This window comes from Microbacterium lacus (assembly GCF_039531105.1).
GTDB classification, from domain to species: Bacteria; Actinomycetota; Actinomycetes; order Actinomycetales; family Microbacteriaceae; genus Microbacterium; species Microbacterium lacus.
The window spans coordinates 17,817-30,945 of sequence record NZ_BAAAPK010000001.1 but is presented as its reverse complement, the minus strand read 5'-3'; the positions used below and the strand labels follow the sequence as shown (position 1 = coordinate 30,945).

The window sequence follows — 13,129 nt, the reverse complement described above, 5'->3', positions numbered from 1 at the left end:
CGTGACCCCCGCCGTTCCCCTGGACGACCGCGTCGTCCTGCGCTTCCTCGCGACGCCCGCCGACACCGCCGCCGGGGGCCGCTCGGTCGCGGCCGGCAGCGTCATGGAGTGGATCGACAAGGCCGGCTACGCGTGCGCGGTCGGGTGGGCGGGAGCGTATTGCGTCACGGCGTACGTCGGCAACGTGCGCCATCGCCGGCCGATTCCGCCGGGGAGCCTCATCGAGGTGCAGGCGCGTCTCGTGCACACCGGCCGGTCGAGCATGCACGTCGTCGTGACGGTGTCGTCGGCCGAGGTCAGCACGCGGGATTACACGCCCGCGACGACGTGCGTGCTGATCTTCGTCGCGAAGGGTGCCGACGGGCGGCCGACCGCCGTGCCGCAGTGGCAGCCGGTGTCGCGGTCCGACCGCAAGCTCGCCGAGGCCGCGCTCGAGCGTATGGACACGAGGGCGCGTATCAAGCAGCTCATGCTCGACGAGGAGTACACCGCCGACTCCGCCGCGCCGCAGACCACGCTGCGCTTCCTCGTGCCGACCGGCGTGGTGAACTTCGGGGGCAAAGCGCACGGCGGGACGGTCATGCGCTGGATCGACGAGGCCGCGTACGCGTGCGCCGTCGCGTGGGCGGGCGCCTCGGCGCAGGCCGATCACGCGGTCGGGGTGTATTCGGGCGGCATCCACTTCCTCGCGCCCGTGCGCATCGGCGATCTCGTCGAGGTCAGCGCGCGCATCGTGCTGACCGGACCGCACAGCATGCACATCAGCACGCGGGTCTCCACCGCCGACCCGCGCACCCCCGATGACCTGACCCTCACGACACAGTGCCTGAGCGTGTTCGTCGTTCCCGGTGACGACGGCGTCGCGCTGCCGGTGCCGGTCTGGGAGCCGGTCCTCCCGGAGGACGTGCGTCTGCATGAGCACGCGCGCGAGATCGTGGCCCTGCGCGAGACGATCGTCCCGCTCGCCGCGTCCCTCACGCTCGAGCCGTAGCCCGGGGGTCTGCAGAACTCCACGGATCCGGTCTGATCAGGCCCGATCCCGCGCGAATCCGGCGATCGGCGTCTCGGTTCTGTGGAGTTCTGCAGGCGTGGGCTCGACCGGTTGTGCACGCGGCGACCGCTGCATGGCGCCGATGGGGCTGGTGCCGGGGGTGGCACTTCGGCTATTCTGTTCGATATACGTATAGATGTGCGTAGAGCGAACGCATTGGGGGCGAAATGATTGACAAGACCGTCCGGAACGCCGCGGCGGCGGTCGCCGGCATCGCCGACGGCTCGACCGTCATGATCGGAGGGTTCGGTCGCGCCGGACAGCCGGTCGAGCTCATCGATGCGCTCATCGCGCAGGGCGCAGGCGACCTCACGATCGTGGCGAACAACGCGGGCAACGGCGACACGGGCCTGGCGGCACTGTTGGCGGCGAAGCGCGTGCGCAAGATCATCTGCTCCTTCCCGCGCCAGCACGACTCCTGGGTGTTCGACGGCCTGTACCGCGCGGGCGAGATCGAACTCGAGATCGTGCCGCAGGGCAACCTCGCCGAGCGCATCCGCGCCGCGGGCGCCGGCATCGGGGCGTTTTTCTCGCCGACCGGCGTCGGCACCGAGCTCGCCGCAGGCAAAGAGGCCCGCATTATCGACGGCCGCGACTACGTGCTCGAATACCCCATCCGCGCCGACGTCGCCCTCATCAGCGCACTGAAGGCCGACCGCTGGGGCAACCTCGTCTACCGCGAGACCGCGCGCAATTTCGGTCCGATCATGGCGTCGGCCGCGACCACCTCGATCGTGCAGGTCGACGAGATCGTGCCCCTCGGCTCGCTCGATCCCGAGACGGTCGTCACCCCCGGCATCTTCGTCGACCGCGTCGTCGCCGTCGACGAACGAGCCTGGCTTCACGGGGGAGCCTTCGTCGGAGGCGTCGATCTCGAGGGCCGGCCGGTGGCGGCATCCGTGAATGGAGCAGCCGAATGAGCACCCGCATCAGCCGCGAGGACCTCGCCCGGCGCATCGCCGCCGACATCCGCGAAGGCTCGTACGTGAACCTCGGCATCGGCGCGCCGACCCTCGTGGCCAACTTCCTGCCCGACGACCAGGAGATCGTCCTGCACACGGAGAACGGGCTGCTCGGGATGGGACCGGCGCCGGATGCCGCGCACGTCGACCCGGATCTGATCAACGCCGGCAAGCAGGCGGTGACCGCCCTTCCGGGGGCGGCGTACTTCCACCACGCGGACTCGTTCGGGATGATGCGCGGCGGCCATCTCGACGTGTGCGTGCTCGGCGCGTTCCAGGTGTCCGAGGGCGGAGACCTGGCGAACTGGTCGACCGGGGCGCCCGGCTCGATCCCCGCGGTCGGCGGCGCGATGGACCTCGCGATCGGCGCCAAAGCCGTCTACGTCATGACCGACCTGCTCACCAAGACCGGCGAGTCCAAGCTCGTCGTCGCGTGCACGTATCCGCTCACCGGCGTCGGCTGCGTCACCCGGGTCTACACCGACCACGCCGTGTTCGACGTGACGCCCGACGGGTTCGCGGTGCGCGAAGCGTTCGGCGACAACACGGTCGCGTCGCTGTCCGAGCTCACCGGTCTGACCCTTTCGGAAAGCGAGATCTGACATGCCCGCATCCTTCGTGTACGACGCCGTCCGCACCCCGTTCGGCCGGGCCGGCGGGGCACTGTCTTCCGTGCGACCGGACGACCTCGCCGCGGTCGTGATGCGCGCGATCGTCGAGCGGACCGGGCTCGACCCGGCGCGGGTGGACGACGTGATCTTCGGCGACGCGAACCAGGCCGGCGAGGACAACCGCAACGTCGCGCGATTCGGCGCGCTGCTCGCGGGCTTTCCGACGTCGGTGCCGGGTGTGACGGTGAACCGACTGTGCGGGTCGGCGGTGGAGGCCGTGATCCAGGGGTCGCGGGCGATCGAGGCGGGGGATGCCGACGTCATCCTCGCCGGCGGGGTGGAGTCGATGAGCCGGGCGCCGTACGTCGTGGAGAAGTCCGCGAAGCCCTTTCCCGCGACCGGCAACCAGACGATGTGGAACACCGCGATCGGCTGGCGCATGACGAACCCCGCGCTGCGCAAGGACTGGACGATCTCGAACGGGCAGTCGGCCGAGAAGCTCGCCGAGATCTACGGCATCTCGCGAGATGCGCAGGACGCGTTCGCGCTGCGCAGCCACCGGCTGGCAGCCCTGGGGTGGGATGCCGGAGCCTACGAAGACGAGATCGTGCAGGTCCCGGGGCATGAGTTGGAGATGGATGAAGGCATCCGGGTCGACACGACGCTCGAGAAGCTCGGCGGCCTGAAGGCGCTCTTCGCGGCGGAGGGATCGGTGACTGCGGGAAACTCGTCCTCGATCAACGACGGAGCCTCGGCGCTGCTGCTCGGCGCGGAAGGCGTGGTCGACGGTGAGCCGCTCGCGCGGATCGCCGCCCGCGCGGCGTTCGGCAACGACCCCGACGTCTTCGGTGTCGCGCCGGTCGAGGCCGCGAACCGCGCCCTCGCACGGGCCGGCAGGACGTGGGCCGATGTCGATGTCGTCGAGCTCAACGAGGCGTTCGCGTCGCAGAGTCTGGCGTGCCTGCAGTTGTGGCCCGAGCTGGATCCCGAGAGGGTGAACATCCACGGCGGCGCGATCGCGATCGGGCATCCGCTCGGCGCATCGGGCGGCCGCATCATCGGCCACGCGGCGCACGAGCTCGCGCGCCGCGGCGGCGGCGTCGCGGTCGCCGCGATCTGCATCGGGGTCGGCCAGGGGCTCGCCGTCGTGCTGGAGCGGTGAGGGACGCGTGCGCAACTCCTCAGTTTCGGGCGGATGCGACGCGTCCCGGGCCGAAATGCGGAGTGTGTGCACCGATACCGAGGAGTTCTGCACGCCCGCGATCGGTAGGGTGAGCCGGTGAGCGAGAGCGCAGCGGCATCGAACGGCGATTTCGTGCAGTCGCTGGCCCGCGGTCTCGCGGTGATCCGCGCCTTCGACGCCGAGCACGCAGAGCTGACCCTCAGCGACGTCGCTCGCCGCGCGGACATGACCCGGGCCGCAGCGCGCAGGTTCCTCCTCACCCTCCAGACGCTCGGATACGTCGCCTCCGACGACCGGTCCTTCCGGCTGACACCGCGCGTGCTCGAACTCGGATTCAGCTACCTGTCCTCCCTCTCGCTCCCCGAGATCGTGCAGCCGCATCTCGAGTCGCTGTCCCGTGAGGTCGGCGAGAGCGTGTCCGCCGCGGTCCTGGACGGCACGGACATCGTCTACGTCGCCCGCGTCCCGACCCGCCGCATCATGAGCGTGCGCATCACGATCGGCACGCGCTTCCCGGCGTACGCGACGAGCATGGGGCGCGTTCTGCTGGCGGGGCTGCGCCCGTCCGATGCGGATGCCGTGCTCACGGCATCCGATCTTCGTCCGCTGACCGAACGCACGCTCGCCGGACCCGCGGTGTTGCGGGAGGAGCTCGCCGCCGTGCGCGCGCAGGGCTGGGCACTCGTCGACGGCGAGCTCGAGCCCGGTCTGCGCTCGGTCGCCGTGCCGCTGCACGGCCGCGACGGGCGCGTGGTCGCGGCGGTGAACGTGTCCACGAGCGCGACCAGGGATTCGGTCGAGCACGTGCGGGACGCGTATCTCCCCGCGCTCCGGGCAGCCGCCGCCGCGATCGATGCCGAGCTGCACCTGGTCTGACCGACCTCCCGCTTCCGCCGAGGTGGTCCCTCTTCCGCCGAGGTGGTGCATCTCCTCCCGAGGTGGTGCATCTTCTCCCGAGGTGGTGCATCTTCTCCCGAGGTGGTGCACACCATCTCGCGGATAAACCCACCATCTCGGGGGGAAACCCGCCATCTCGGGGGGAAACACACCATCTCGGCAGTGGGGGCATCCAGGATGGTTACGCGGGCATCAGGCGAACTTATGCCGAAAACGGACTAAATCGTCTAGCCTGGTGAATACGGCGTGACGAAGCGCCGTCTGGTCGCGTTCCGCGCGATCGCCCTTCACCAAGAGAGCGACCTCATGCTCCTCGAGCGAGACCTCATCCAGTCCGTCGGATTCCGCAACGTCCGCGAGGACGGCGAGATCACCGGCTTCCAACTTCGGCTGCGGATGCCGTCCTACCGCGGGATGGCGGCATCCCTGATCGACGGCGTCGCGGTGAAGGTCGGCGACCTCGTCGACGTCCCCGCCGACGTGCCGCTGTGGACGCTTCAGGGAAAGACCTACACGCTCGCAGAGCTGTGGGAGAGCGACGGCGTCCGCTGGCCGCTCGAAGATGCGGCGATCATCACGGTCCCGCATCCCGGCGGTCTCCCCGACGGCGTGCACGAAGTGTCGATCGAGCTGCGGCTGCGCATGTCGTACATCCCGCAGGAGCATCAGCCCTCGACCTACGCCGTCACCAAGCACGTCACGCTCTCGCCCGAGGCGAGTGGCGCGCCGTTTCGCTACAGCGTGAGCCTGTACAGCTTCATGGGCGACTACGGCACCGTGCTCGACCTCGAGACCGCGATGGCCGGCATCGCCGATCTGGGTGCCACCGGCATCGAGATCCTCGGCGAGGGGCACATCCCGAACTACCCGAACCCGACGCAGGAGTGGGTCGACGACTGGTTCCGCCTGCTCTCGACCTACGGGCTGGAGCCCACGAACTACGGGTCGTGGATCGACACCCGGCTGCACTCCAGCGGCCCGAACGGGCGGGACATGACGGTCGAGGAGGGCGTGCAGCAGCTCCAGCGCGACCTGCGACTCGCCAAGCGCTTGGGCTTCCGGTTCGTCCGGCCGAAGATCGGAGTCGTCTCGAGCGACCTCGTCCCGCACCCGATCTGGACCGAGGTCATCGAGCAGAGCCTTCCGCTCGCCGAAGAGCTCGACGTCATCATCTGCCCCGAGATCCACTCGCCGACCCCGATCAAGCACGAGGTCGTCGACGAGTACATCGAGTTCATCGAGCGCACCGGAACGAAGCACTTCGGCATCCTTATCGACACCGGCATTTTCCAGGACCGCCCGATCCCACTGAAGCCCGGCGAGCTGCCCGGCCGTCGCCCGGCGTTCCTCGACGGCATCGGCGTCGACCCCGCCGACTTCGCCGCCGTCGCCCCCTACGTGGTGTTCATCCAGGCGAAGTTCCACGACATCGACGAGAACCTCGAAGATCAGCAGATCCCCTGGGAGCCTGTGCTGCGCGCCATCAAGAACGCCGGCTACACCGGCTACCTCTCCAGCGAGTACGAAGGCGAGCGCGAGCCGTGGCGCTCGATCGAGCAGGTGCGCCGCCAGCACTCCCTCATGCGCCAGGTCGCCGACGCGCTCTGAGCGCGGCATCCTCCCATCGACAACGAAGGAACCTCACCATGCCCAACGGACTCATCGCCGAGGACAGCCTGCGGGTGCATCCCGACGGCCTCGCGCTCTCACTGACCCTGCCCTGGTACCGCAGCCTCTGGCTCTCGTCGGTCGGAACGCTCAAAGTCACGATCGACGGCACCGAGTTGTCGGCGGGCGACATCGCGTTCGAGCTGCAGGGCGTCCGGTATACGCTCGACCAGCTGCCCGAGCAGAGCGACGTGCTCTGGTACCTGCAGGAGCACCCGCTCCTCATCGTGCGCCGCGAGGCACCGATCGCGCTCGGCGAGACGCACCAGGTCGAGATCTTCGGCGAGCTCCGGCTGCCGTACATGCAGATCGCGCCCGGACAGGACGGCGGCCCCGGCATGTACGTGCCGAACTTCGTGCGGCAGTCGCTCGAGCTGACGTCGACGGATCGGGATGCCGCGGCCCCGGCGCTCGTGTCGGATGTGCCCCCGCCGCCTCCGGCGACCGACGCCGACCCGTTCAAGCTCGGTCTCACGCTCTACTCGGCCAGCGCGGAGTTCCGCGCCGGCTGGTTCGACTTCGACGGACTGCTCGACCGGGTCGCCGAGCTCGGCATCGGCCCGGGCATCGAGATCGTCGCCTCGCAGGTGCTGCCGACGTACCCGATCGTCTCGGACGAGTTCGTCGCGAGCTGGCGCGCCGCGTTCGACAAGCACGGCTTCGACGAGAGCTCGTTCGGGGCGAACCTCGACATGGGTCGCCGCCGTGACCGCGACATGACGCCTGACGAGGAGTTCGAGTTCAGCGAGGTCATGTTCCAGGGCGCGAAGAAGCTCGCGTTCCCGCTCGTGCGCATCCAGAGCGCCAAGCCCGAGCTGCTGCGCCGGCTGCTCCCGGTCGCCGAGAAGCTGAACCTCAAGCTCGCGTACGAGATCCACGCGCCGATGGGGCCCAACGCCCCGGCCGTCATGAAGGTCCGCGAGACGTACGCCGAGCTCGATTCGCCGCTGCTCGGGTTCGTCGCCGACTTCTCGTCGACGATGCACGCGATGTCGCCGACCCTGCTGCGCGCCGTCCAGCGCGCGGGCCTGGACGACGAGGCGCTTGCAAAGCTGCAGGCGATTTGGGCCACCGACGCGACGATGCAGGAGCGCCAGCAGGAGTTCATCGGCTACCTCAAGAGCCGCGACTTCGACCCGGGCCGCCTCGGTTCGTTCGCACACCTCGCGTTCAACATGCACGGCCACGTCGCCCCGCAGGAGTGGGCGGACATCATGCCGCAGATCCTGCACGTGCACGCGAAGTTTTACGACATCGACGAGAACGGCCTCGAGCCGGCGATCGACTACCCCGAGCTCGTGCGCGTCTTCGTCGAGAACGGCTACCGCGGCTACTGGTCGAGCGAATGGGAGGGCCACGCGTTCGCCGAGCTCGGCGAGGTCGACCCGCTCGTACTCGTGCGCAAGCAGCACGACCTGATCCGCCGCTCGATGCGGGAGCTGCAGCCGGCATGACCGAGCAGCCAGACTTCCGCCGCATGCCGATCGCAGATGCCGTCCGCTGGCTCGCCGAGAACGGTGAGCCGGCCGACCCGCGGAACGACATCGACACCGCGTCGTTGACGCGCCGCTTCCCGCACCTGTCGGGCGTCGAGACCGCCGACATCCGCATCGACGGACCGCACGGCAGGCTCGTCCCGGCGAGGCTGTATCGGGATGCCGCGGCGCCGGCATCCGGTCGGGCCCTGGTGTGGGTGCACGGCGGCGCGTTCATCGGCGGGTACCTGGACATGCCCGAGGCGAACTGGGTGGCGCTCGAATTCGCCGCGCGCGGCATCCCGGTGTTGTCGGTGGACTACGTCAAGTGCCTCGGCGATGTGCACTTCCCCGAGCCGACGGACGAGGTCCGTGCCGCCTTCACCCATGCCGTCGCGCACGCCGCCGAGCTCTTCGGCGTCCCTTCCGACGCCGTGCTGCTGGGCGGGGCGAGCGCGGGCGGCAACCTCACGGCGGGTGCGGTCGCGCAGCTGCAGGATGCCGGCGACCCGGTGCCGGCGGGACTCGTCCTCGTGTACCCCGTGGTGCACCCGAACGGGCCCGAAGCCTCGGAGGTCGTCGACCTCGCATCGCCGCACGGGCAGCTCGCACTGAACTTCGCCGGATCGGATGAGGCGCTGCGCGACCCGCACGCGTTCGCCGCCCTCGGGCGGGTCGACGGCTTCCCGTCGACGCTCGTGGTGGTGTGCGAGAAGGACGACCTGCGACCCTCGGGCGAAGCGTTCGCCCGTCAGCTCGAGGATGCCGGCATCCGGGTCGCGCTGCACCTCGAGGTGGCTGCCGGTCACGGCCACATCAACGAGCCGTCCGACCCGACCGCGCTCCCGACGATCGAGGCGATCGCCGAGTGGATCAGCGCGTGAATCAGGCGACGCTCGAACTGGTGCGCGCGAGCCTCCGCGGAGCGGTGGACGTCGAGGTGAGCCCGACCGGCCTGACTCCGCTGCGCCTGCCGGCGCGCGCACGGGCGCAGTCCGACTCGGACTGGATGCGCATCGCCTCGGAGCAGGCATCGGGCGTGCGACTGGAGTTCCGGACCGCTGCCACCTGGCTCGAGCTGACCGTGGAGACCACCGGCCTGTACCTCCCGTGGGTGCCTGAACACGTGCGGTGGGCTGTCTTCTCCTCGACCGTCGACGGCGATCCCGTCGCCGACGCTCGAGTGACCGGCGGATCAGAACTGCATCTGGCAGAGCCCGGCGGACCGCGGTTCGTGAAGGGCGAGTCCGCCGTCGCACGGTTCGAGCTCGGCGGAACAGGTCTGGGGGAGCGCCGCGTCGTGGTGTGGCTGCCCCAGACCGACACCGTCGAGGTCCGCGATGTTCGCGCCGATGCGCCGCTCGCGCCCGCCGAACAGCTCGATCAGCTCCGCTGGTGGCACCACGGCAGTTCGATCAGCCATTGCATCGAGGCCGAGACGCCGCGCGGAGTGTGGCCGGTCGCCGCCGCCGGACAGATCGCTCTGGACGTGACCAATCTCGGCTTCGCCGCGAACGCACACCTCGACCCGTTCACCGCGCGCGCGATGCGCGATTCCGGTGCCGACCTGTTCAGCCTCAAGATCGGCATCAACATCGTCGGCGGCGACACCATGAAGCGGCGCACGTTCGTGCCCGCCGTGCACGGATTCCTCGACACGATCCGCGAGGGCGCCCCCACCGCTCCGATCCTCGTGATCTCTCCGATTCTGTGCCCCATGCACGAGGACACGCCGGGCCCGACCGTCACCGACCCCGAGACCGGCGAGCGGCGCGGCACGCCGAGCACGACGCCGGACTTCTTCGAGCCGCCGCTCACGCTGCGCTCGGTGCGCGAGATCCTGCGCGACATCGTCCAGACGCGCTCCATGGAGGACCCGGCCCTCTACTATCTCGACGGGCTCGACCTCTTCGGGGCAGACGACATCGCCGAGCTGCCCGACGGGCTCCACCCCAGCCCTGCCGGGTACCTGCGGATCGCCGACCGGTTCGCGGGATCTCCGGTCGTGTCCTCCTGGATCGGCGCCGCCGAGGGAAGTAAGGAATGACCGCGTTCACGAACCCGGTCCTGCCCGGCGACCGTCCCGACCCGGCCGTCATCAAGGTCGGCGACGACTATTGGCTCACTTACTCGTCGTTCGAGGCCGCCCCCGGTCTTCCGCTGTATCGCTCGACGGACCTCGTGAACTGGACCTACGTGACTTACGCGCTGCCGAACCCCGTCGGCAGCACGTTCGCGGTCGACATCGCGGAGCACGACGGGCGCTTCTTCATCTACATCCCGTTCATCCCCACGCCGTGGTCGACGCTGACCGACGCGTCGATCTTCGTGATCCACGCCGACGCGATGGAAGGCCCGTGGTCCGAGCCGATCGATCTCGGCATCCGCGGGGCGATCGACCCCGGTCATGTCCTCGGCGAGGACGGCACACGGTGGCTGTTCACGAACGGGGTGCGCCGCATCCGCCTCGCCGATGACGGCCTGTCGACCGTGGGCGAACTCGAGCAGGTGTACGACGGCTGGCGATACCCCGACGAGTGGATCACCGAGGCCTACGCGCTCGAGGGCCCGAAGCTCTTCCGGCGCGGTGAGTGGTTCTACCTCGTGAGCGCGGTCGGCGGCACGGCGGGCCCGCCGACCGGGCACATGGTGATCGTCGCGCGGTCGCGCTCGATCGACGGTCCGTGGGAGAACCACCCCCGGAACCCGATCGCCCGGACCGAGGATGCGTCCGAGGCGTGGTGGTCGCGCGGACACGCGACGCTCGTCGAAGGACCCGGCGGGGGCCCCGACGACTGGTGGATGGTCTCGCACGGCTACGAGAACGGGTATCGCACCCTGGGTCGCCAGATCCTGCTCGAGCCGATCCGGTGGGGCGATGACGGATGGCCCGAAGCGGTCGTCAGTGACATCCGCGGACCGATCGAGGCGCCTGCGGGAGCCGCCGAGCAGCTTCCCGCGCCGGACATCTCCGACGACTTCTCCCGGCTCGAACTCGGCCGGCGGTGGACATTCCACGCTCCCGGCCGAGGCGAGGCCGATCGCGCGCGGGTCGACGACGGCCTGGTGCTGCGGGGCAAGGGCACCTCGCCCGCCGACACGTCGCCGCTCGCGATGCTCACCGGCGACCACGCGTACGAGATCGAGGTCGACGTCACGGTCGAGCCCGGTCTCGAGGCGGGCCTCCTCCTGTTCTTCAACAGCCGGCTGTTCTGCGGCATGGGGATCGACTCCGAGCGGATGCTGAGCTATTCGGGCGGCATCCGCACGCACTGGCGCGAGCCCGCCCCCGCGACCTCCCGCATCACGCTGCGGATCCGCAACGACCAGCACGTCGTCACCGGCTGGTACCGCGTCCCGGGTGGCGAGTGGACGCGTCACGGCATCCGCTACGAGACCTCCGGCTACCACGTCAACACCGTCGGCGACCTGCTCAGCCTGCGCCCCGCGCTGTACGCGACGGGCGCAGGGGAGGCGCGGTTCCGCGACTTCACCTATCGGAGACTCCCGTGAACCCCGCCGCACGCCCGTGGACCCTGTCGACCGAAGCGCCGTTCGTCCTGCGTCGTGACGGGTCGCCGGAGCTGCTGGTCGGCGGGCAGGTCTTCAACTCGGCCTCGTCGTCGCCGAAGGCCATCCGCGACTCGTTCGCACATGTCCGGCGCGTCGGCTCGAACGTCGTTCTCTCACCCGTCAGCTGGGCGCTCAGCGAGCCGGTCGAGGGCACGTTCGACTTCTCGCTGGTGGACATCATGCTCGCCGAGGCTCGCGCGAACGAGCTTCGTCTGGTGCTGCTGTGGTTCGGCGCGTTCAAGAACGCGGGCTCCACGTATTCGCCCACCTGGGTGCGCCGCGACCCGGCGCGCTTCCCGCGCGTCGTGGTCGAGCCGAAGGGCATGCAGGCCTTCACCCATAAGGGCGCGACGGCCAAGCCGGTGCTCTCGGTGTTCAGCCCCGAGCTGCGCGAGGCCGATGCCAAGGCTTTCGAGGCGCTCATCCGGCACCTGGTGGATGCCGATCCCGACGGCACGGTCGCAATGGTGCAGGTCGAGAACGAGTCGGGGATCCTCTCCGACAGCCGCGACCGCAGCCCGCTTGCCGAGGCGGCATGGGAGGGTCCCGTGCCGTCCGAGCTGCTGGCGCACGTGTCGAACACGCCCGCGGGCAGCACGTCCGCCCGTCGGCTCTGGGAGGCGAACGGCACCCCCGAGAGCGGGTCGTGGCCACAGGTCTTCGGCGAGACGCCCGCCGCCGACGAGGTGTTCATGGCGTGGGAGATCGCGACCTATGTCGAGCACCTCGCCGCCCGGGGCAAAGCCATCGCCGACGTGCTGCTGTACGCGAACGCGTGGCTCGGTCCGCAGCCTGGTCAGGACACGCCCGGCCAGTACCCGAGCGGGGGTCCGGTATCCACCGTTCTCGATGTGTGGCGTGCCGCAGCGCCTTCGCTCGCGTTCCTCGGGCCGGACGTCTATGTGCACGACGCCGACGCGGCGATGAAGCACTATGCCACCGGCATCCAGCCGTTCTTCGTCCCCGAGTGCCGACTCAGTGCGGGTGAGCTCGTTCGCGCGATCGGCACGTACGGGGCTGTCGGGTGGTCCGCGTACGGGCTCGACGGCGCGAACCCGGATGGTCAGGTCGCCGCGACGCTCCGGTTCATCGCCGCACTCCAGGACGAGATCACCCAGGCGCAGCGGCGGGGGACGATCGCCGCGGTCGTCATCGAGCCCGGGGTCGACATCGAGGAGCGACAGGTCGCGGGTGTCGACGTCACCGCGCGCGGCGCGCTCGCGCTCTTCCAGAGGATGCTGCTGGATGCCGGCGTCCACGTACCCGCCGCCGAGCTCAAGGTGCCCGACGAAACCGTCGCTGATGCGCAGGTGACCCACCAGGGTGAGACGCGGCCCTTCGGCCTGATCATCGGCGACGGCGAGGACGGCTTCCTCATCATCGGTCGCGAGCTCGTGCTCGACTTCTTCGCCGCCGGCGCGCGGGTCGAGATCGACTCGGTGGTCGAGCTGCTGATGGACGGCGACGAGGTCGTTCCGGGACGGGTGCTCAACGGCGACGAGCGCCTGATGATCCTTCCGACCGATCGCGTCGGCGCGGCCCGCATCCGGCTCGTGCGACTCTGAGGTCCGCGACGCAGTCTCGCGGACGGAAGTTCGTGATGGCCGGAGGAGGTCGTCGCCGACCCCTGCCGCGTGCTCGAGGCCCCGCGAAGCGCGGGGGAACGGCATCCCTCGTCATCGTTCACCGACGACTTTTCCGAACTGCTG

11 protein-coding genes are annotated in these 13,129 nt (G+C 69.8%); all 11 read left to right on the top strand.

Features of this window, described 5'->3' with window-relative positions; genetic code table 11:
- The first annotated feature begins 1 nt into the window (after position 1).
- The 11 genes from ABD197_RS00130 (at position 2) to ABD197_RS00080 (ending at position 12,985) form a co-directional block, all read left to right on the top strand.
- Positions 2 to 991, top strand: coding sequence for an acyl-CoA thioesterase (locus ABD197_RS00130; RefSeq protein WP_344050370.1), 990 nt, complete (start codon positions 2 to 4; stop codon positions 989 to 991).
- Between the two features lie 227 nt (positions 992 to 1,218).
- The gene (locus tag ABD197_RS00125) at positions 1,219 to 1,971 is read left to right on the top strand and encodes a 3-oxoacid CoA-transferase subunit A (protein ID WP_344050368.1); all 753 of its coding nucleotides are present in this window, start codon (positions 1,219 to 1,221) and stop codon (positions 1,969 to 1,971) included.
- Entirely contained in the window at positions 1,968 to 2,615 is a 648-nt protein-coding gene (locus ABD197_RS00120; protein ID WP_344050366.1) for a 3-oxoacid CoA-transferase subunit B, read from the top strand. The genes ABD197_RS00125 and ABD197_RS00120 overlap by 4 nt, the downstream gene beginning before the upstream one ends.
- 1 nt (position 2,616) lies before the next feature.
- Positions 2,617 to 3,786, top strand: a complete 1,170-nt coding sequence (locus ABD197_RS00115) for a thiolase family protein (RefSeq protein ID WP_344050364.1) — start codon at positions 2,617 to 2,619, stop codon at positions 3,784 to 3,786.
- Between the two features lie 117 nt (positions 3,787 to 3,903).
- Positions 3,904 to 4,683 (top strand): IclR family transcriptional regulator domain-containing protein, encoded by a 780-nt coding sequence (locus ABD197_RS00110; RefSeq protein WP_344050363.1) that lies wholly within the window; start codon positions 3,904 to 3,906, stop codon positions 4,681 to 4,683.
- A 327-nt stretch (positions 4,684 to 5,010) separates the two neighbouring features.
- The gene (locus ABD197_RS00105) at positions 5,011 to 6,312 is read left to right on the top strand and encodes a C-glycoside deglycosidase beta subunit domain-containing protein (protein ID WP_344055762.1); all 1,302 of its coding nucleotides are present in this window, start codon (positions 5,011 to 5,013) and stop codon (positions 6,310 to 6,312) included.
- Between the two features lie 38 nt (positions 6,313 to 6,350).
- Positions 6,351 to 7,826, top strand: a complete 1,476-nt coding sequence (locus tag ABD197_RS00100; RefSeq protein ID WP_344050361.1) for a C-glycoside deglycosidase beta subunit domain-containing protein — start codon at positions 6,351 to 6,353, stop codon at positions 7,824 to 7,826.
- A complete protein-coding gene (locus ABD197_RS00095; protein ID WP_344050359.1) occupies positions 7,823 to 8,731 on the top strand; it encodes an alpha/beta hydrolase in 909 nt (302 codons plus the stop codon). The genes ABD197_RS00100 and ABD197_RS00095 overlap by 4 nt, the downstream gene beginning before the upstream one ends.
- Positions 8,728 to 9,894, top strand: coding sequence for an SGNH/GDSL hydrolase family protein (locus ABD197_RS00090; RefSeq protein ID WP_344050357.1), 1,167 nt, complete (start codon positions 8,728 to 8,730; stop codon positions 9,892 to 9,894). Before ABD197_RS00095 ends, ABD197_RS00090 begins: the two co-directional genes overlap by 4 nt.
- Positions 9,891 to 11,360: a family 43 glycosylhydrolase gene (locus ABD197_RS00085; RefSeq protein WP_344050355.1), complete on the top strand. Its 1,470-nt coding sequence runs from the start codon at positions 9,891 to 9,893 to the stop codon at positions 11,358 to 11,360. The genes ABD197_RS00090 and ABD197_RS00085 overlap by 4 nt, the downstream gene beginning before the upstream one ends.
- A complete protein-coding gene (locus ABD197_RS00080) occupies positions 11,357 to 12,985 on the top strand; it encodes a DUF5597 domain-containing protein (RefSeq protein WP_344050353.1) in 1,629 nt (542 codons plus the stop codon). The genes ABD197_RS00085 and ABD197_RS00080 overlap by 4 nt, the downstream gene beginning before the upstream one ends.
- Positions 12,986 to 13,129 lie beyond the last annotated feature (144 nt).

Coding starts and splice junctions, on each gene's coding strand:
- ABD197_RS00125 (WP_344050368.1), top strand. CDS start 1,219: ATGATTGACAAGACCGTCCGGAACGCCGCGGCGGCGGTCGCCGGCATC.
- ABD197_RS00115 (WP_344050364.1), top strand. CDS start 2,617: ATGCCCGCATCCTTCGTGTACGACGCCGTCCGCACCCCGTTCGGCCGG.
- ABD197_RS00120 (WP_344050366.1), top strand. CDS start 1,968: ATGAGCACCCGCATCAGCCGCGAGGACCTCGCCCGGCGCATCGCCGCC.
- ABD197_RS00095 (WP_344050359.1), top strand. CDS start 7,823: ATGACCGAGCAGCCAGACTTCCGCCGCATGCCGATCGCAGATGCCGTC.
- ABD197_RS00085 (WP_344050355.1), top strand. CDS start 9,891: ATGACCGCGTTCACGAACCCGGTCCTGCCCGGCGACCGTCCCGACCCG.
- ABD197_RS00105 (WP_344055762.1), top strand. CDS start 5,011: ATGCTCCTCGAGCGAGACCTCATCCAGTCCGTCGGATTCCGCAACGTC.
- ABD197_RS00100 (WP_344050361.1), top strand. CDS start 6,351: ATGCCCAACGGACTCATCGCCGAGGACAGCCTGCGGGTGCATCCCGAC.